At 74.7% G+C, this 17,481-nt stretch carries 19 protein-coding genes; 7 read left to right on the plus strand and 12 right to left on the minus strand.

From position 1 onward, the window contains the following. Positions 1 to 88: 88 nt before the first annotated feature. Positions 89 to 637: a DinB family protein gene (locus ACZ6N8_RS17860; RefSeq protein WP_466011160.1), complete on the minus strand. Its 549-nt coding sequence runs from the start codon at positions 635 to 637 to the stop codon at positions 89 to 91. Between the two features lie 133 nt (positions 638 to 770). Between ACZ6N8_RS17860 and ACZ6N8_RS17865 the strand changes: the two genes are divergently transcribed. Further along, positions 771 to 1,463: a response regulator transcription factor gene (locus ACZ6N8_RS17865; protein WP_466011162.1), complete on the plus strand. Its 693-nt coding sequence runs from the start codon at positions 771 to 773 to the stop codon at positions 1,461 to 1,463. After that, a complete protein-coding gene (locus ACZ6N8_RS17870) occupies positions 1,456 to 2,469 on the plus strand; it encodes a sensor histidine kinase (RefSeq protein ID WP_466011163.1) in 1,014 nt (337 codons plus the stop codon). Before ACZ6N8_RS17865 ends, ACZ6N8_RS17870 begins: the two co-directional genes overlap by 8 nt. Before the next feature lie 7 nt (positions 2,470 to 2,476). Here the strand turns inward: ACZ6N8_RS17870 and ACZ6N8_RS17875 are convergent, their stop codons facing one another. The 3 genes from ACZ6N8_RS17875 to ACZ6N8_RS17885 are packed head-to-tail and all read right to left on the minus strand — an operon-like array spanning position 2,477 to position 4,520. Next, positions 2,477 to 3,172, minus strand: coding sequence for a class I SAM-dependent methyltransferase (locus tag ACZ6N8_RS17875; protein ID WP_466011165.1), 696 nt, complete (start codon positions 3,170 to 3,172; stop codon positions 2,477 to 2,479). Then, entirely contained in the window at positions 3,169 to 3,849 is a 681-nt protein-coding gene (locus tag ACZ6N8_RS17880) for a TIGR04282 family arsenosugar biosynthesis glycosyltransferase (RefSeq protein WP_466011167.1), read from the minus strand. The genes ACZ6N8_RS17875 and ACZ6N8_RS17880 overlap by 4 nt, the downstream gene beginning before the upstream one ends. Then, positions 3,846 to 4,520, minus strand: coding sequence for a glycosyltransferase family 2 protein (locus ACZ6N8_RS17885; protein WP_466011169.1), 675 nt, complete (start codon positions 4,518 to 4,520; stop codon positions 3,846 to 3,848). Before ACZ6N8_RS17885 ends, ACZ6N8_RS17880 begins: the two co-directional genes overlap by 4 nt. Positions 4,521 to 4,665: 145 nt before the next feature. Between ACZ6N8_RS17885 and ACZ6N8_RS17890 the strand changes: the two genes are divergently transcribed. Continuing rightward, on the plus strand, positions 4,666 to 6,060 hold the full coding sequence (locus ACZ6N8_RS17890) for a hypothetical protein (protein ID WP_466011170.1): 1,395 nt from the start codon (positions 4,666 to 4,668) through the stop codon (positions 6,058 to 6,060). A 37-nt stretch (positions 6,061 to 6,097) separates the two neighbouring features. Here the strand turns inward: ACZ6N8_RS17890 and ACZ6N8_RS17895 are convergent, their stop codons facing one another. After that, on the minus strand, positions 6,098 to 7,165 hold the full coding sequence (locus tag ACZ6N8_RS17895) for an NAD-dependent epimerase/dehydratase family protein (protein ID WP_466011172.1): 1,068 nt from the start codon (positions 7,163 to 7,165) through the stop codon (positions 6,098 to 6,100). Between the two features lie 144 nt (positions 7,166 to 7,309). On the opposite strand from ACZ6N8_RS17895, the gene ACZ6N8_RS17900 reads away from it, so the two are divergent. Both ACZ6N8_RS17900 and ACZ6N8_RS17905 read left to right on the plus strand, forming a co-directional pair. Then, positions 7,310 to 8,626 carry a molybdopterin-dependent oxidoreductase gene (locus ACZ6N8_RS17900; protein ID WP_466011173.1) on the plus strand — a complete coding sequence of 439 codons (1,317 nt, stop codon included), beginning with the start codon at positions 7,310 to 7,312 and terminating at the stop codon, positions 8,624 to 8,626. Beyond that, a complete protein-coding gene (locus tag ACZ6N8_RS17905) occupies positions 8,619 to 9,080 on the plus strand; it encodes a hypothetical protein (protein WP_466011175.1) in 462 nt (153 codons plus the stop codon). Before ACZ6N8_RS17900 ends, ACZ6N8_RS17905 begins: the two co-directional genes overlap by 8 nt. On the opposite strand, the gene ACZ6N8_RS17910 is transcribed toward ACZ6N8_RS17905, so the two are convergent. The 7 genes from ACZ6N8_RS17910 to ACZ6N8_RS17940 all read right to left on the minus strand — a co-directional run bounded on the left by ACZ6N8_RS17910 (position 9,047) and on the right by ACZ6N8_RS17940 (position 14,769). Continuing rightward, positions 9,047 to 9,748, minus strand: coding sequence for a RibD family protein (locus ACZ6N8_RS17910; protein ID WP_466011176.1), 702 nt, complete (start codon positions 9,746 to 9,748; stop codon positions 9,047 to 9,049). The two genes, ACZ6N8_RS17905 and ACZ6N8_RS17910, sit on opposite strands and share 34 nt — an antisense overlap. After that, positions 9,745 to 10,428, minus strand: coding sequence for a GTP cyclohydrolase II (locus ACZ6N8_RS17915; protein ID WP_466011178.1), 684 nt, complete (start codon positions 10,426 to 10,428; stop codon positions 9,745 to 9,747). The genes ACZ6N8_RS17910 and ACZ6N8_RS17915 overlap by 4 nt, the downstream gene beginning before the upstream one ends. Before the next feature lie 58 nt (positions 10,429 to 10,486). Further along, entirely contained in the window at positions 10,487 to 11,422 is a 936-nt protein-coding gene (locus tag ACZ6N8_RS17920; protein ID WP_466011179.1) for a lysylphosphatidylglycerol synthase transmembrane domain-containing protein, read from the minus strand. A gap of 65 nt (positions 11,423 to 11,487) precedes the next feature. Continuing rightward, complete coding sequence (locus ACZ6N8_RS17925) at positions 11,488 to 12,306, minus strand: SAM-dependent methyltransferase (RefSeq protein WP_466011180.1); 819 nt, start codon at positions 12,304 to 12,306, stop codon at positions 11,488 to 11,490. Continuing rightward, positions 12,303 to 13,385: a glycosyltransferase family 4 protein gene (locus ACZ6N8_RS17930; protein ID WP_466011408.1), complete on the minus strand. Its 1,083-nt coding sequence runs from the start codon at positions 13,383 to 13,385 to the stop codon at positions 12,303 to 12,305. The genes ACZ6N8_RS17925 and ACZ6N8_RS17930 overlap by 4 nt, the downstream gene beginning before the upstream one ends. Next, complete coding sequence (locus tag ACZ6N8_RS17935) at positions 13,385 to 13,783, minus strand: 6-pyruvoyl trahydropterin synthase family protein (RefSeq protein ID WP_466011182.1); 399 nt, start codon at positions 13,781 to 13,783, stop codon at positions 13,385 to 13,387. Before ACZ6N8_RS17935 ends, ACZ6N8_RS17930 begins: the two co-directional genes overlap by 1 nt. 2 nt (positions 13,784 to 13,785) lie before the next feature. Next, positions 13,786 to 14,769 (minus strand): zinc-dependent alcohol dehydrogenase, encoded by a 984-nt coding sequence (locus tag ACZ6N8_RS17940; protein ID WP_466011183.1) that lies wholly within the window; start codon positions 14,767 to 14,769, stop codon positions 13,786 to 13,788. Positions 14,770 to 14,863: 94 nt separating this feature from the next. Between ACZ6N8_RS17940 and ACZ6N8_RS17945 the strand changes: the two genes are divergently transcribed. Beyond that, positions 14,864 to 15,748, plus strand: coding sequence for a CDP-alcohol phosphatidyltransferase family protein (locus ACZ6N8_RS17945; RefSeq protein WP_466011185.1), 885 nt, complete (start codon positions 14,864 to 14,866; stop codon positions 15,746 to 15,748). Then, positions 15,748 to 17,475: a sulfatase-like hydrolase/transferase gene (locus ACZ6N8_RS17950; protein WP_466011186.1), complete on the plus strand. Its 1,728-nt coding sequence runs from the start codon at positions 15,748 to 15,750 to the stop codon at positions 17,473 to 17,475. The genes ACZ6N8_RS17945 and ACZ6N8_RS17950 overlap by 1 nt, the downstream gene beginning before the upstream one ends. The last annotated feature ends 6 nt before the right edge of the window (positions 17,476 to 17,481 follow it).

Consider the following 17,481-nt stretch of genomic DNA (forward strand, 5'->3'; position numbering starts at 1 on the left):
GGCCGCGCCGCCCGGCTGATCACTCGGTCAGGTGCCGCACCCCGACGATCTGGCCCCCGCTGGTCTCCCCGGTCGGGCGGAAACCGAGCTAGTCACCGGCCCTTTCGACGACCGGTCGGTCCGCGGCACGCAGGAGGCGGAGTTGACCGATCTCGGAGGCGTTCTTCATCAGCTCGGCGTTGACCCAGCAGATCGTGTGCGTGACCGTGAGGCCGGACTCGTCGTCCCAGGGATACCGCGCGGTCGAGTTGAGGTCGGCGTCGGCGAGACGGTCGAGGAGCCCCAGCCACTCGGTGCGCAGGTCGCGCAGCCAGGTGACAGTCGGCTCGCCCGCGCCCGGCCACTCGACGTCCGTGCGCTGTCGTGGCGGTCGCCCCCGGAGGTGATCCATCGTCACGGTCCACCACCATCCGATGTGCCAGGTCAGCCACCCGATGGTCGGCGCCGGGACCGGATCGGGTTCCGTGTCGGCCCAGTCCGGGTTCCACCTGCCGTCCGGGCCGCGCCTCACCGACCAGCACAGCGTGGCGGGCTCCCAGAGGAAGTCCGCCGTTTCGAGTCGTTCGAGGTGGTACTCGAACAGCGACCACGTCAGGTCGAACTGCCAGCGCAGCAGGGCGATGGAAGGTACGGGCATCCCGGGATTCTGTCGCGGCACGGCACCCCGGGTCGATTGGATATCCCGCCCACTGCGGGACGTAAGAAGACCGCAAGATCTGCGCTGTCCTCGCCCTCGCCGGTGCTGGCTAGGCTGGTCGGGGAGGTGGCCGGTGGCGCAGCGGGTGCTCGTGGTCGACGACGACCGGACCGTCAGCGACGTGGTCTGCCGGTATCTGGAGCACGCCGGGTACGACGTGAGCCACGTCGGGGACGGCCTCGCAGCCCTGCAGGCCGTCCGGGACGAGCCGCCGCACCTCGTCGTGCTGGACCTGATGCTGCCCGGGCTGGACGGGTTGCAGGTGTGCCGGCGGCTGCGCGAGCGGCCGGACGGCGTACCCATCATCATGTTGACCGCGCGCGGCGACGAGGCCGACCGGGTGCTCGGCCTGCAACTGGGCGCTGACGACTACCTGGGCAAGCCGTTCTCGCCACGGGAACTGGTGTTGCGCGTCGGTTCGGTGCTGCGCCGGGCCGGCGAGCCGGCCGGGCCGGCTGCCGAACTGTTCGCCGACGCGGGCTTGGAGGTCGCCACGGGGCCGCGGATCGCCAGGCTGCACGGCCGCGAGCTGACCCTGACGGTACGGGAGTTCGACCTGTTGACGTACCTGATGCGGCATCCGGGGCGGGCGTTTCGCCGCACCGAGTTGCTGCAACGGGTGTGGGGCTGGACGTTCGGGGACGAGTCCACGGTGACCGTCCACGTGCGGCGGCTGCGGGAGAAGATCGAGGACGACCCGGCCGAGCCGCGCCGGATCGTCACGGTCTGGGGCGTGGGCTACCGGTACGAGCCGGCCGATGCGTGACCTGGCGCTGATCTTCGCGGCGGCGCTCGCGGCGGCTCTCGGCGTGGGTCTGCTCGGGGCGTTGACACTGCGGTTGCTGCGCGACCGGTCGATCACCGTGCACGTCTGCGTCCTGCTCACGATCACCGTCGGCGCAGTGGTGGCAGGTGTCGTGGTGGTCGCCCGGGCGATGTTCCTGTCCCCGCACGACCTCCAGGTCGTCCTGCTCACCGTGGCCGCCGCGGCGTCGGTGAGTCTCGCCGTCGGCTGGTACTTCGGGCGGCGGCTGGCCACCGCCGCGGTCTGGGCCGACCAGGCCCGGGACCGGGAACGGCGGGTCGAGAAGGGCCGCCGGGACCTGGTGGCCTGGGTGTCGCACGACCTGCGCACGCCGCTGGCCGGGCTGCGGGCGATGGCCGAGGCGCTGGAGGACCGGGTGGTCGACGACCCGGCGACGGTCGCCGAGTACCACAGACGCATCCGCACGCAGACCGACCGGATGACACGTCTCGTCGACGACCTGTTCGAGCTGTCCCGGATCAACGCCGGGGCGTTGCGGCTGACGATGTCGGCGGTGCCGTTGGGTGAGGTGGTCTCCGACGCGTTGTCCGGCACCGCGCCGCTGGCCGAGGCCCGGCGCATCCGCCTGGTGGCCGCCGAGTCGGGGTGGCCCACCGTACAGGCCAGCGAGCCCGAACTGGCCCGGGTGGTGGGCAATCTGCTGCTCAACGCGGTGCGCTACACCCCGACTGACGGCACCGTCCGGGTGGACGCCGGGCGCGAACGCGACGCCGCCTGGTTGGCGGTCGCCGACACCTGCGGCGGCATCCCGGAGGACGACCTGCCCCTGCTGTTCGACGTGGCGTTCCGGGGCGAGCCGGCCCGCACGCCCGACCCGGGCGGGGAGGGCTCCGGCGGGCTGGGGCTGGCGATCGTCCGAGGGCTGGTCGAGGCGCACGGCGGCCGGGTGGACGTGCAGAACGTCGTCGGTGGCTGCCGTTTCGTGGTGCACCTTCCGGTCGCCTGACCTGTCGTCAGCGGCCGGGCGTCAGCTCGCCGAACCAGCGCCGCCCCCACCGGAACACCTGCCGCACCGCGAGCCCCGCCGCTTCGGCGACCGGGTGCACGGCGCGTACGTCGAGGCGGGCCCACCGGAACGCCGGGCCCAGCAGCAGCCGGCCGGTCCCGTGCGCGGCGGCCACCCGGGCCTGACCCTGCCACAGCCCGGCCCCGGGCGGCTCCAGCTCGACCAGGACCGTGCCCCCGGATGCGAGCAGTTCCCGGCACCGGCGCAGCAGTGCGACCGGATCACCGCCGATGCCGATGTTGCCGTCGATCAGCACCGCGTGCGCCCACCGGCCCTCGCCGGGCAGCGGGTCGAACAGGTCACGGTGCAGCGCCACCGCGCCACGGGCGCGGGTGAGCCGCACGGCAGTGGCCGACACGTCCACGCCGACAGTCGTGCGGCCCGCCCGGGTCAGCGCGACGGTGAGCCGGCCCGGCCCGCAGCCGAGGTCCAGCGTCGGCCCGGCGCAGCGGCCGACAAGCGCGGCGACAGCCGGCTCGGCGTCGCCGTGCCAGCGGGCCACCGGCAGCGGTCTGCGCACGCCGTCGCCGTCCACCAGCCACCGCCCGTCGGCCGCCCCGTCGGCGAGGACGGCGGCGAATCCGTCCGCGCCGGCGTTTCCCGTCGGCTCGGCGACCCGCGCGGCAGTGTCGACCGGGTTCACCGCCGGCCGCCCGGCGCCAGGGCGAGCCGGACCGCCGCGACCTGCCTGGCGAACCGGCCCCCGGGCGCCTGCACCGCCACGGCGAGGGCGTCGGGCCACTCGTCGACGTCGCGCAGCACCGGCAGCGGCGCGGTGCGCAGTCCTCGCCCGCCCAACGCGGCCCAGGTGTCCCGGCCGGTGTGCGGTGTCGACATCGGCACGTCGCGCAGCACGCCCGCGTGTCGAGGGTCGCGCAGCCCCAGCGACCACCAGCCGCCGTCGGCGGCCCGACCGAGGACGGCGTCTGCGGTACGCAACCGGCGTACGCCAGCGGTCAGGCGGGCCGGGGTCAGTTGCGGAGTGTCCATCCCGATCTGGAGCACGGGCCTACCCGGGTACGCCTCGGCCACCTCGGCGTACGCGTTGGCGAGCCGGTCACCGAGTCCGGTGCCCCGCTGGTCCAGCACGTCCCAGCCGATCAGCGCCGCGGTCAACGCGGCGGCGTCCTGGGCCTGGGTCAGCCGGCCCGCGCACGCCAGCACCGGAGTGACGCCGGGCGTGGCGCGGACGGCGTCGAGGGTGTCGCGTAGCGCGGCGGCGGCGATCCGGGCCGCCTGCTCGGCCGTGGCCGGCGGGCAGAGCCTGGTCTTCACCGCACCGGGCAGCGGCGCCTTCGCGACCACCAGCAGGATTGTCACCGGGAGCCGTCCACGGTCCGCAGCACGCCGGCGAAGTCGCGGGTCGCGCGCAGGGTGCCCCGCACCGAACCGGACACCTTGGAGCGGGTGCCGGCGGCCCGGGGCGCGTAGGTGACGTCCAGTTCGTGGATCCGCCAGCCGGCGGCGGCGGCCCGGATCAGCAGTTCGAGGGGGTAGCCGAAGGCCCGGTCGGTGACCCCGAGGGAGAGCAGCGCGTCGCGGCGGGCCACCCGGATCGGGCTGAGGTCCCGCAGGGGTACGCCCCGGCGGCGCAGCAGCGCGGCGACGAGCGCGGTGCCGACGCGGGCGTGCCACGGCCACACCCCGGCGCCCACCGGTCGCCGCCGGCCGACGCTGAGGTCCGCGACACCGGCCGCGACGGGCGCCACCAGGGCGGGCAGCTCGGCCGGGTCGAACGAGCCGTCGGCGTCCAGGACGCACACCAGGTCGCCGTCGGCGGCCTCCAGGCCGGCGTGCACCGCCGCGCCGTAGCCACGGCGGGGCTCGTGGACCACCCGCGCGCCGTGCCGGGCCGCCACCTCGGGCGAGCCGTCGCGGGAGCCGTTGTCCACGACGATGGCCCGGTAGCCGCGCGGCAGCGCGGTGAGCACACCGGGCAGCGCGGCCGCCTCGTCCAGGCAGGGCAGCACCACGTCGATCTGAGTCGCCATACCGCCGACGCTAGGACGGCACCCGGTGGGCGGAGGCCGGAATGTGCTTACCGAACCCTTACCACCTGGACATTTCTTACCGTCCGGTGACGGGCCGGCGGTTCCACGGCGCGCGGGTCGGCTGTCGCCGTACCGTCCGGTGGTCATGACCTCGACCACCGCCTCCCCCACCGCGACCGGGCGGACGCCTACCCGCCGCCGTCCGGGGGACCTGCTGGTGCTGGGCGTGGAGGCGGCGCTGCTCGCCACGGCCGTGGCGGTGGGCGCGGTGCTGAACGCGCGCGGCGCCGGCCTGCACGCCGACGCCGCCCCGCTGTACGGAACGTGGCGTCCGCACGTCGGCTGGGGCAGCCCAGTCGCGCTGCTGATCGCGGTCGGGGTGGTGGGCTGGGGCGCGCGGTGGGCCCGCACGGCCCGCTGGGGTCTCCTGCTTGTCGTCGCGTGGCTGACGGCGGTGGCGTGGACGCTGTCGCTGGCCCTGGTGGACGGCTGGTCGGCGGGCCTGGCGCAGCGGCTGACGCCGCAGGCCGAGTACCTGCACGAGGTTCCCCGGGTCACCGACATCCCGGCGATGCTCGCCGGCTTCACCGACCGGATCGTGGACTTCCAGCCGGACTCCTGGTCCACCCACACCGCCGGCCATCCACCGGGCGCGCTGCTGATCTTCGTCGGGCTGGACCGGGTCGGTCTCGGCGGCGGCACCGCCGCCGCGCTGGCGTGCGTGCTGCTCGGCGCCACGGTCGCGGTGTCGGTGCCGGTGACGCTGCGGGCTCTCGGCGCACCCGACGCCGCCCGCGCGGTCGTCCCGTTCCTGGTGCTGCTGCCCGGTGCGGTCTGGGTGGGCGCCTCGGCCGACGGGATCTTCGCCGCCGTCGTCGCCGCCGGGCTGGCCCTGCTGGCGGTACGCGGCCGGGCCACCGCCGCGGCCGGTGGCGTCGCGCTCGGCTTCGCGCTGCACCTGTCGTACGGGTTTCTGCTGGTCGGGGTGCTGGCGCTGGCCGTGCTGGCGCTGCGTCGTAGCCATCGCTGGAGTGCCCTGCTCGCCGCCGGCGCTGGCGTGGCCGCCGTGACTGCCGTCTTCGTCGCGGCCGGCTTCCAGTGGTGGGTCGGCTACGACCTGGTCGTCGAGCGGTACTACCAGGGCTGGGCGGCCGACCGTCCGTACGCCTACTGGGTGTGGGCCAACCTGGCGGCGCTGCTGCTCAGCGCCGGTCCGGTGCTCGGGCCGGCGCTGCGCCGGGTGCTGCTGGCCGCCCGGTCGCGGTGGGCCGGGGCATGCGGACGGCTACCGGCCCGCGTGGTCGCGGCCGCGCGGGCCGCCGGTCCGACGGTGCTGCTGCCGCTGGCGGCCGTGGTCGCGGTGCTCGGGGCGGACCTGTCCGGGCTCAGCAAGGCCGAGGTGGAGCGGATCTGGCTGCCGTTCATCGTGTGGCTGCTGGTGGCCACCGCCCACCTTCCGGCGGGGTCACGGCGCTGGTGGCTGGCCGCACAGGCGGTCACCGCGCTGGCCGTCAACCACCTGATCTGGACGGTGTCCTAGCTCCGCGCGCATCCCGGTACCGCCACGGCGAACGGCATCAGACCGGGGCGACGGCGGCCGGCTCGCGCAGCGGGTCAGTCGCGAAGCCGGCCACCCCCTCGGCGAAACCGACCCGGGCCGTGTAGCCGAGCAGGCCGGCGGCGCGGGTCGGGTCGGCCACCACGTGCCGCACGTCAGCCGCCCGGGCGCCGCCGACCACCTGCGGGGCCGGGCCGCCCATCGCCTCGGCGAGGGTCACCGCCAGCTCGCCGACTGTGTGCGGTTCTCCCGAGCAGACGTTCACGGGAGTGAGCGTGGCCTGCGGCGCGGCGCTGGTCAGGGCCAGCAGGTTGGCCCGCGCCACGTCGGTGACGTGCACGAAGTCGCGCCGCTGCCGGCCGTCCTCCAACACCCGGGGCGCCTCACCGGCGGCCAGCGCCGACCGGAAGATCGACGCCACCCCCGCGTACGGGGTGTCGCGGGGCATCCGAGGACCGTAGACGTTGTGGTAGCGCAACGCCCACACCCCGCCGCCGGTCTGCCGCGCCCACGCCGCCGCCAGGTGCTCCTGGGCGAGTTTGCTCGCGGCGTACGTGCTGCGTGGTTCCAGGGGAGCGTCCTCGGGCACCAGCGCCGGGTCGAGGCCGCTGTCGCAGTGCGGGCAGGTCGGGTCGTACCGGCCGGCCGCCACGTCCTCGGGCCGCCGGGGCGCGGGGCGTACCGGGCCGTGCGCGGCGCAGATGTAACGCCCCTCGCCGTACACCACCATCGAGCTGGCCAGCACCAGCCGGCCGATCCCGGCGCGGTGCATCGCCGCCAGCAGCACCGCCGTGCCGTAGTCGTTGTGCGTGACGTAGTCGGGGGCGTCCGACGGGTCCAGGCCGTGCCCGACCATCGCCGCCTGGTGGCAGACCGCGTCCACCCCGGAGAGCAGCCGGTCCAGCAGAGGGCCGTCGCGGACGTCGCCGCGCACCACGTCATGCCCGCGTGACCAGACGGGCAGTTCCCCGCCGTGCGCCTGGGGCAGCAGCGCGTCCAGCGCCACCACCTCGTGGCCCCGCTGGACGAGCAGGTCGACGACCTGCGATCCGATGAACCCGGCCGCGCCGGTGACCAGTACCCGCATTCCGGTCACGGTAGGGCGGGAGGGACGCCCGGCGGGCCCGTTCGCCCGACCCGTAAGGAGTTCACAACAGCTGCCGGTGCGGTAAGCGTTCGGTAATGCGGCAAACCCGACCAGGCCGTACCCGCGCGGTTTAGCCTGCCCGCAGTGCGTCACACCGCCGACCACGGCGGTCAGGAAGGAGCGGCGGTGCCTCCGAGGCCACCAGGGGTGGACACGATCGAGCGGAGTTGGCGCAGTCCGCTGCGCGGCCCCTGGCTCACCGCGGTGTACGGCACGGCGCTCCTCGTCGCGCTGCCCCTGGTGATCATCACGGGGCTGCTCGACTACGCCGCCTACGGTCCCCAGTTCGACCAGGCGTTCCCCACCGACGTGGGCTGGCTGCGGCTGCCCGCCTTCGACTGGCCGACGCGGCCGTCCTGGCTGTTCCGGGTCACCCAGGGTCTGCACGTGACGCTCGGGATCGTGCTCATCCCTGTGGTGCTGGGCAAGCTGTGGTCGGTGCTGCCGAAGCTGTTCGACTGGCCGCCGGTCCGCTCGCTGGCCCAGGCGCTGGAACGACTCACGCTGCTGCTGCTGGTCGGCGGCATCCTCTTCCAGATCGCCACCGGACTGCTCAACATCCAGTACTCGTACGTGTTCGGCTTCGACTTCTACACCGCCCACTACTTCGGCGCCTGGATCTTCACCGGGGCGTTCGTGGCGCACGTGGTCATCAAGTTCCCCCGGCTGGTGACCGCGCTACGATCCCGACCGTTCGGCGCGCAGCTGCGGACCTCACGTGCCGCGACCCGACCCGAGCCACCCGACCCGGACGGGCTGGTCGCCACCGAACCCGGACCGGCCACCGTCAGCAGACGCGGCGCGGTCGGCCTGGTCGGCGGCGGGGCACTGCTGCTGGCCGTCCTCACCATCGGGCAGAGCCTGGACGGTCCTTTGCGCCGCACCGCGCTGCTGCTGCCCCGGGGCCGGCAGCCCGGCCCGGGACCGAACGGCTTCCCGGTCAACCGCACGGTCGCCGCCGCAGGCGTACGCCCGGAGCAGACCGGCGCCGGGTGGCGGCTCACCCTACGCGGTGGCGGCCGGACGGTGACCCTGGACCGGTCGGCGCTGCTGGCCATGGCGCAGCACACCGCCGCGCTGCCGATCTCCTGCGTGGAGGGTTGGTCGACCCGGCAGACCTGGACCGGCGTACGGCTGCGGGACCTGGCCGCCCGGGCCGGCGTCCCCGACCCGGCGTCGGCGCGGGTGTCGTCGCTGGAGCAGGCCGGACTGTTCCGCACGGCGGTACTCGCGTCCAACCAGGTCCTCGACCCGGACGCGCTGCTCGCCCTGCGGGTCAACGGCGTCGACCTCTCCCCCGACCACGGCTACCCGGCCCGGGTCATCGTGCCGGCCCTGCCCGGAGTGCACTGCACGAAGTGGGTCGCCGAGATCGACTTCCAGGGCCGGGCCCATGGCTGACCGGATGCGCGCCCGCTACGGCGCCGCGCCCTGGCACCTCGTCGTGGTGACCGCAGCCCTCGTGCTGGCCGGCTGGGTGGCGCTGCGGGTGGCCCACGAGGCGACCGCCGGCCGGATGCTGCTGTGGTTCCTCGGCGCGGTCGTCGCCCACGACCTGGTGCTCTTCCCGGTGTACGCGGCAGTCGACCGCCTGCTGCGCGCGGTGGCACGCGGCCGGGTCACACTGCTCAACCACCTGCGGGCGCCGGCGCTCGGCAGCGCCCTGCTGTTCCTCGTCTACTCCCCGGGCATCCTGCGCCTGGGCGAGACCACCCACCTGGCGGCCACCGGTCAGGACCAGCGGCCGTACCTGGGGCGATGGCTCCTGCTCAGCGCGGCGCTGTTCGGGCTCAGCGCGGTCACGTACCTCCTGCGGCGCCGTCAGGCCTCGCCGAAGCGGTCGGACAGCGCGTAGCGCAGCAGGACCACGTCGCCGATCTGCCGGACCTCGGCCAGCCGGGCGCGGCGGCCCGCGTGCCACGGGAAGCTCCCCTCGCCGACGAAGCGGGGTGCCCGGCCGTCGCCGACGAAGAACGGGGCCACCACCAGGTGCAGCTCGTCGGCGAGGCCGGCGGTGAGGAACTGGGCGTGCACCGTCCCGCCGCCCTCCACCATGAGCCGCCGGACGCCCCGCCCCGCCAGGTCGGCCAGCAGCCAGGCCGGGTCGATCGGCTCACCGGCGTCGACGATGGTTGCCGCCCGCTCCAGCCGTTCCCTGGTCTTGTCCAGCGCCGACGTGGCGCAGTAGACGAGCCGGGTCGCGTCCCCGGCAGTGAAGAACCGGGCGGTCGGGTCGAGGTCACCCCGCGCGGTCAACGTGACCCTCACGGGCGAGGCCGGCCGGCCACCGGCCACCCGCTCCGCCCTGCGTACGGCGGAGCGCACCAGCAGGCGGGGATCGTCCCGCCGGACCGTGCCGGCACCGACCAGGATCGCGTCGCAGCTGGCCCGGACCGCGTCGACACGGTCCAGGTCGTCCTCGTTGGACAGCAGCAGCCGCTGCTCGGACGAGTCGTCGATGTACCCGTCGATCGAGGTGGCGCAACTCAGCAGCACGTACGGCCGCGCCGGCCGGCCGCTCACGGGACGTCGGGCCGCTCGGACGTCAGGCCCGCGAGGGCCTCGGCCGCCTCCGTCTGCGCCGCCTTGGCCGCCTTCGCCGCCAGATATCCCGCGTTGGCCGGGGAGAGGAAGACGCTGGTGGGCACGCGCTCGGCGACGTCCACACCGAGGCGGGTCAACTGCTCGGCCTTGTCCGGGTTGCTGCTGAGCAGCCGGATCCGGGGCACGCCCAGGGTGACAAGCATCTGCGCGGCGGCGCTGTAGTCCCGCTCGTCCTCGCCCCGGCCCAGCGCGACGTTCGCCTGGTAGGTGTCCAGGCCGGCGTCCTGCAGGGCGTACGCGTCGAGTTTGGCGTACAGGCCGATGCCCCGGCCCTCCTGGCGCAGGTAGAGCAGGAACCCGCCGGTCTCGGTGATCCGCTCCACCGCCTCGCGCAACTGCGGACCGCAGTCGCAGCGCTGGCTGCCGAACACGTCGCCGGTCAGGCATTCGCTGTGCGGGCGGACCAGGGGGGCTTCGCCGCCGGCGGCGAGGCGGTCCAGCGCGCCCGCCCAGTCGCCGAGGCCGAGAGCGAGGTGCTCCCGACCGTCCACAAGGCCCTTGAAGGTGAACACCCGCACGGTCGTGGCGTAGCCGTCCGGGAACACCAGCGGCACCGTGACCTGCGTACGGATCGTGGCGACGGGCAGTGCTTCGGGCATGGGACTCCTTTGTCCGGCGTCACCGTCCCACGGTGACGCGTACCGTCTCACAACCGGCTCAACAGTCATCGCCGGACGTGACTTCCCGGGTGCGGGGAATCCGGGTCCGCCGCGTCAGGAGCACGGCGGCGCCGGGAAGGCTCGCGACCAGCACCAGCGCCCCGTAGACGGTGGCGGTGGCGACACCCTGGGCGGCGCTGAGGCCCGCCGCCCCGAACGCCCACGCGGCAACCCCCTCGCGTGGCCCGAACCCGGCGATGTTCAGTGGCAGCCCCATGGCCAGCAGGGCGAGCAGAGTCAACGGCAGCAGCCGGGACAGTGGGGCGTCCGCACCTGCGGTCCGCGCCGCCACCAGGAAGGTGGCCAGGTGACCGGCCACCATCACGGCGGAGGCGACCACCACCCCGAACCAGGTGCGCCGGGCCAGCAGCCCGGCCCGCACGTCATCGACGGCGGTGCGCAGCGGCCGTACCCACCGCGACCGGCCGCCGTCCGGCAGGGCCCGCGCCGCAAGCACGGCGACCAGTCCCGCGACGACAAGCAGCGCGGCGGCGACCGGCAGGTACGACCGCACCGGCGACGGGAACGCGGCGAGCACCACGAGCGCCACGCCCACGAGGACGACCTGGCCGGCGGTCCGCTCCCAGACGACCGCGCGGATGCCCCTGCTGACGTCGCCCGCGTCGCGGCCGTGACGCACCGCCCGGTGCACGTCGCCGAGCACCCCGCCGGGCAGGGTGGCGTTGAGGAAGACGGCCCGGTAGCAGTGCGCGACCGCTGTCGTCAACGGCAGCCGTACGCCCAGGCCGCCGGCGACGAGGCTCCACCGCCAGGCCGCGCAGACCGTGGTGAGCACGCCGATGACCAGCGCCGCGGCCAGTGCGGGCGCGTCGATCAGGCGTACCCCGGCGAGGAACGGGCCGCCACCCACCTGCCACAGCAGGACGGCGAGCAGACCCACCCCGCCGACCACTCGTGCCCAGGCCCAGACCATCGGCGCCGGCCTCCCTATGAAGATCGTCCACTTGCCCTAGTCCACGTACCCAGGGCGAGATCAGTTCATCCGTCCGCGAGCAGGTCGAGGTGCTCGACCAGGACGGTGAGCCGGCCCGCTGCCGCGTCGGCCAGTCGGCGCTCGGCGTACGCCAGGGTTGGGCCGGTGAGGTCGGGGCGCTGGGCGCGGGCCGCGCCGAGCCAGCCGCGGAACCATTCGGCGGCCAGGTCGGCGTGTTCGGGGCCGAGCCGCCACGGGCTGGGGCGTTCCCGCACCTGGACACCCCGGCGCGCGAACGCGGCGGCGGTGACGGCGGCGGCGTCCGGTCCGAGCAGCCGGCGGCCGTCGACGGTACGACGCTGGTGGTCGTTGAACGCGTCCTGCACCGCCTCGTCCAGCGGGTCGGCCGGGGTGAGCCGGACCCGCCCGGTCACCGAGACCGCGAACAGGGTGGGCCGGCCGACGCAGGCGGCCACCACCCGGTCGACCTCCTCGGCGGTGAGCATGTCCAGCAGAGCGGACGCGGTGACCAGCGAGCCGTCGGCCAGGTCGGCGGCGGTCAACCGGGTGAGGTCCCCGCAGCGGGTGCTGACGGTTACCGGGGCGCCGTCGGCGGCGGTCACGCCGGTCATGCCCCCGGCGGCTCGGGCCAGCAGGTCGGCGTCGCGGTCGTGCAGGATCCAGTGCTGCGGGCCGGGTAGCCGGGCGGCCAGCCAGCGGCTCATCGAGCCGGTGCCGCTGCCCAGGTCGTGGACCACAGTCGGGCGGTCGCCGGCGAGCCGCGCCCGGACGGCATCCAGCAGGTCCTCGGCGCGGGCCGCCGCGTCGGCGGGCTCGCGCAGCCGCAGCCAGTCGGCGAACGGCATGGTCTCCTGGACGGTCATGCCGTCACCTCCTCCAGCACGGCGGCCAGCGACGCGATCGTCACCGGCCAGTCGGTCAGGGTGTCGCGTCGGGCCAGGGCGGCTCGCCGCAGCCGGGCGCGCAGCTCGTCGTCACCCCACCACCAGCTCAGCGCCCCGGCCAGGGCGGCCGGGTCGTCCGGCGGGACCAGCAGTCCGGGCAGGTCACCGTCGGGGGCGCGGCCCAGCGCCTCGGGCAGGCCCCCCACCTCGGTGGCCAGCACCGGCACGCCACGGGCCAGCGCCTCGGTGACGACCATCCCGTACGTCTCGCCCCTCGACGGCAGCACCAACAGGTCGGCGGCGGCGTACGCGGCCTCGAGCGCCGGCCCGGTCAGCGCGCCCGCCAGCCGGACCCGTTCCGACAGGCCGGCGCCGGCGAGCCGGTCGCGCAGCCGGTGCACGAATTCGGGTTCGCGGGTCAGTGTTCCGGCGCAGACAAGCGTCCAGGGCATCTCGGCCAGCACGCACAGGGCGTCGACGAGCAGGTCGTGCCCCTTGTGGCGGGTGACCGCCGCGACGCAGAGCAGCCGCTGGCCGGCTGCCGAGCCGGGGGGCGCCGGCTGTGCGGGGGTCACCCCCGGCGGCGCGACCCGAACTCGGTCGGGCGGCAACCAATGCCGGGCCAGCAGGCGACGGCGGGTCCACTCGCTCGTGGTGACGACGGCTCGCGCGGTGGCCAGCGCCCGGCCCTCGGCCTCGTCGTCCAACGGCATGTGCACCAGAAGGACGAGGCGCAGCCGTGTCGCGTGCGGGGCGAGCAGGGCAGGCACTGTCGAGGCGATCAGGCCGTCGACGAGCACCACGGCGTCGTCAGGGGCAGTGGCGAGCAGCCGGGACAGCACCGTGAGCGCGGCCGGGTCGGGGTGCGGCCACGCTCCGGGCACCGCGTGTTCGTGCACCATCCAACCGCGCTCGGCGAGTCCGGCGCAGACCCGCCTGTCGTACGTGTTGCCACCGCTGGGCGCAGCCGGGTCGTCGATGTCGCCGGGCAGGACGACGTGCACCGTACGGCCGGTCGTGCCCGGCCCGCCGGCGGGCGCTGTCCGGCCCGCGACGATCACAGGGACCGCTCGTAGCTGGCCCAGGCGATGTGTGACTCGTGCAGGGTGACGGTGATGCCGGTCAGCTCGCGCGCGCCCGCGCCCAGCTGGCCGGCGTGCGCCCGCTCGGCCAGCCGGTCGGCGATGGTGCGGGCCAGCACCTCGGTGGTGGTGTTCACCCCGGCGAACGCCTCCTCGTCGTCGAGGTTGCGGTACGTCAGCTCGCCGAGTACCGCCCGCAGCTGCTCGGTGGCCAGGCCGATGTCGACCACGATGCCGTCGGCGTCCAGGTCGGGCCTGCGGAACGTGGCGTCGACCACGAACGTCGCGCCGTGCAGACGCTGGGCCGGGCCGAACACCTCGCCCCGGAAACTGTGGGCGATCATCATGTGATCCCGAACGGTCACGCTGAACACGGTCACTCCCCGTCGTCGTAGGTGATGAGGTGGCAGAGGGCGGACCTGTCGCCCGTGCTGAGGTCGGCGAGGACGCCGGGCAGGTCCGCGAACCGCGACGCGCCGGTGATCAGCGCGTCGAAGGCCGGATCGTCGAGCAGGTCCAGGGCGAGCGCCAGCCGGTCGGAGTAGCTGCGCCGCCCCCGTCGCGCGGGCGCCACCATGCCGACCTGACTGCTGCGTACGGTGAGCCGTCCGGAGTGGAACGCCCCGCCCAGCGACACCTGCACCTGGCGGTCGCCGTACCAGCTCAGCTCGATCACCGTGCCCTCGGGCGCGAGCAGGTCCAGTGACTGTTGCAGCCCGGCGGCTGTGGCGCTGGCGTGTACGACGAGGTCCCGGTCGCCTGTCGCGTCGGTGGGCCTGGCGAAGCCGACACCCAACGCCCCGGCGACCCCGGCGCGGCGCGCGTCGGTGTCGACCAGCTCGACCTGCACGCCGGGGAACCGGGCGAGCAGCGCCGCCACGCAGCAGCCCACCATGCCGGCGCCGACGACGCTGACGCGGTCGCCGACCAGCGGCGCGGCGTCCCACAGCGCGTTCACTGCGGTCTCCACGGTGCCGGCCAGCACGGCCCGGGCGGGCGGCACGTCGTCCGGCACCGGCACCACGGCGCTTGCCGGCACGACGTACGCGCTCTGGTGCGGGTGCAGGCAGAAGACCGTGCGCCCGAGCAGCTCCGCCGGCCCCTGCTCGACCACGCCGACGCTGAGGTAGCCGTACTTCACAGGCCCGGGAAAGTCGCCCTCCTGGAAGGGCGCGCGCATCGCCGCGTACTGGTCTGGGGGCACCCGACCGGCGAAGACAAGCGTCTCGGTGCCCCTGCTGACGCCTGAGTAGCGCGCCCGTACCAGCACCTCGTCGGGGCCTGGCGTGGGCAGCGACACCGGCCGGATCTCGGCCACGCCGGGTTCGCGCACCCAGCAGGCGTACGCCTCGCGGATCACCGTCGCGCACCTCACCTTTTTGTCCCTGTCGAACCGAACGGACCTGGTTTCCGTGTTCCCTGTCGGGGTCGTCGATCATAAACACGGAGGTACGGTGCCCACAGTTCGAAGTGGTCCGGTGATCGGGCTGAGCGCTCAACTGGCCGTGCTGGCGGCGCTGGCCGCCACGGTGGGGCTGGGTGGCGCCGGCTGGCTGGTCGGGTCGGCCTACGCGGTGGTCACCTGCCTCGCGTTGAGTCGGGGGCTGGGCCGCGCCGGCGCGTCGCGACTCGGCCCCGCCGACCGGGTAACGCTGACCCGGGGCGTCCTGGTGGGCGCGGTCACCGCGCTGGTGGCGGACTCGTTCGGTCGACCCACGCCGGTGCCGCTGCTGGTGGCGGTGAGCGCTGTGGCGCTGCTCCTGGACGCGGTCGACGGCCGGGTGGCCAGGCGCACGGGCACGGTGAGCGCGCTCGGCGCCCGCTTCGACATGGAGGTCGACGCGTTCCTCATCCTGGTGCTCAGCGGGTACGTCGCGTCCGCGCAGGGCGGGTGGGTGCTGGCCATCGGCGCGATGCGGTACGCGTTCGTCGCCGCGATGCCTGTGCTGCCGTGGTTGGACGGTCCGCTGCCGCCGCGTTTCTGGCGCAAGGTGGTGGCCGCCGCGCAGGGCGTCCTGCTGACCGTAGCGGCGGCCCGGGTGCTGCCGGAGCCGTGGACGACGCTGGTGCTGGTGGTGGCGTTGGCGCTGCTCGTCGAGTCGTTCGGCCGGGACGTGGCGTGGCGGTGGCGGCACCGGCCGGCGGCCCGGCGACTCCGCCAGGCGTCGGTATCCGTCGCGGCCCCCACGACCGTCGTCGCGCCGCTGGCCATCGCTCCGGTGGCGTTGCCGCTGCTGCCCTCGGGTGGGCACACGCCTGTCGTCGTGCCGCCGCTGCTGCCGGTGCGTGCGATGGCGGTCCGCTCGGGCGGTACGGTCCACTCCGACTGGAGGCTGTGATGACCCTTCCCGCCCGGCTGCGCCGGATGGCCGGCCGGCTGCGCCCGCGCTCCGCTGTGGCCGGCGACGCGTCCCCGCGTACCCCGGGGGTGTCGCAGGTGGGGCGCGGCCGTGCGCGGCGCGCGGTGGGCGCGGTGCTGGCGGTGGGGTTGGTGTACGCCGTGCTCGCCGGTCCGGACCGGCTCGGCGAGCTGACGCCCGGCGCGTTGCTGCGCATCCCCCTGGAGGGGTTGCTTGTCGCCGCGCTGCTGCTGGCGCTCCCGGCGCGACCCCGGCGGGTGGTGGTGGCCGTGGTCGGGCCGCTGCTGGGCCTGCTGGCCGTCGTCAAGCTCGCCGACCTGGGCTTCCGCACGACCCTGGACCGGCCGTTCGACCTGGTGCTGGACTGGCTGCTGCTGGACGACGCGTTCGGCTTCGTCAGGGACTCGGCCGGCCGGGCCGGCGCGGTGGGCGCTGCCGTCGGCGCGGTGGTGCTGATCGGCGTGCTGCTGCTGGTGACGACAGTGGCGCTGCGGCGGGTGGCGGCGCTGCTGGTCCAGCACGAGCGGGTCGCGACCCGGGTGGTGGCGGCGCTTACCGTCGGCTGGGTGGTCTGCGCCGTGGTGGGCGTGCGGATCGTTCCGGGCGTGCCGGTGGCCGACACCGGGGTCACCGCGCTTGTCGGCGCGCACGCCGAGCAGGTGGACGCGCGACTGCGGGACCGCGAACGGTTCACCGCCCAGATCGCCGCCGACCCGTTCCAGGACGTCCCTGGTGACCGCCTGCTCACCGGGCTACGCGGCAAGGACGTCGTCCTCGCGTTCGTGGAGAGCTACGGCCGCGACGCCATTGAGGATCCGGAGCTGGCGCCGCAGGTCAACCCGGTGCTCGACGGTGGGACCGAGCGGCTGCGCGCCGCCGGATACCAGGCCCGCAGCGGCTTCCTGACCTCCCCCACCTTCGGCGGCGGCAGTTGGCTGGCGCACGACACGCTGCTGTCGGGGTTGTGGACGGACAACGAGCAACGGCACCGCAGCCTGCTGGCCAGCGACCGGCTCACCCTCAACGGCGCGTTCCGCCGGGCCGGCTGGCAGACCGTCGGGGTGCTGCCGGCCGCCACCCAACCCTGGCCGGAGCAGGGCTTCTTCTCGTACGACCGCTACTACGACGCCGAGGCGATGGGCTACCGGGGGCCGAAGTTCAGCTACGCGCCGATGCCCGACCAGTACACGTTGTCGTTCTTCCAGCGGACGGTACGCGCCGACGCGGACCGACCGGTCATGGCGGAGATCCCGCTGATCTCCAGTCACTCGCCGTGGACGGCGGTGCCCCGGATGATCGGCTGGGACCAGGTGGGTGACGGCTCGGTGTACCGCGACCAGGCGGCCCGGGACGACGGCGACGCCGACGACACCGGCCGGGCCCGGGCCGGCTACCGCCAGGCCATCGCGTACTCCCTGGAGACGTTGATCTCCTACGTGCGGACCTACGGGGACGACGACCTGGTGCTCGTCTTCCTCGGTGACCACCAGCCCGCACCGGTGGTCACCGGCGAGGGGGCCAGCCGGGACGTGCCGATCACCATCGTCGCGCGCGACCCGGCGGTGCTGAACCGGGTGTCGGGCTGGGGCTGGCAGCCCGGACTGCGCCCGGGACCGGACGCCCCGGTGTGGCCGATGGACACCTTCCGGGACCGGTTCCTGACCACCTTCGGACCGTCGACGCCGCCGATCGCCGCCCCACGCTGACCTCGA

Source organism: Micromonospora sp. NPDC047521 (assembly GCF_055587305.1).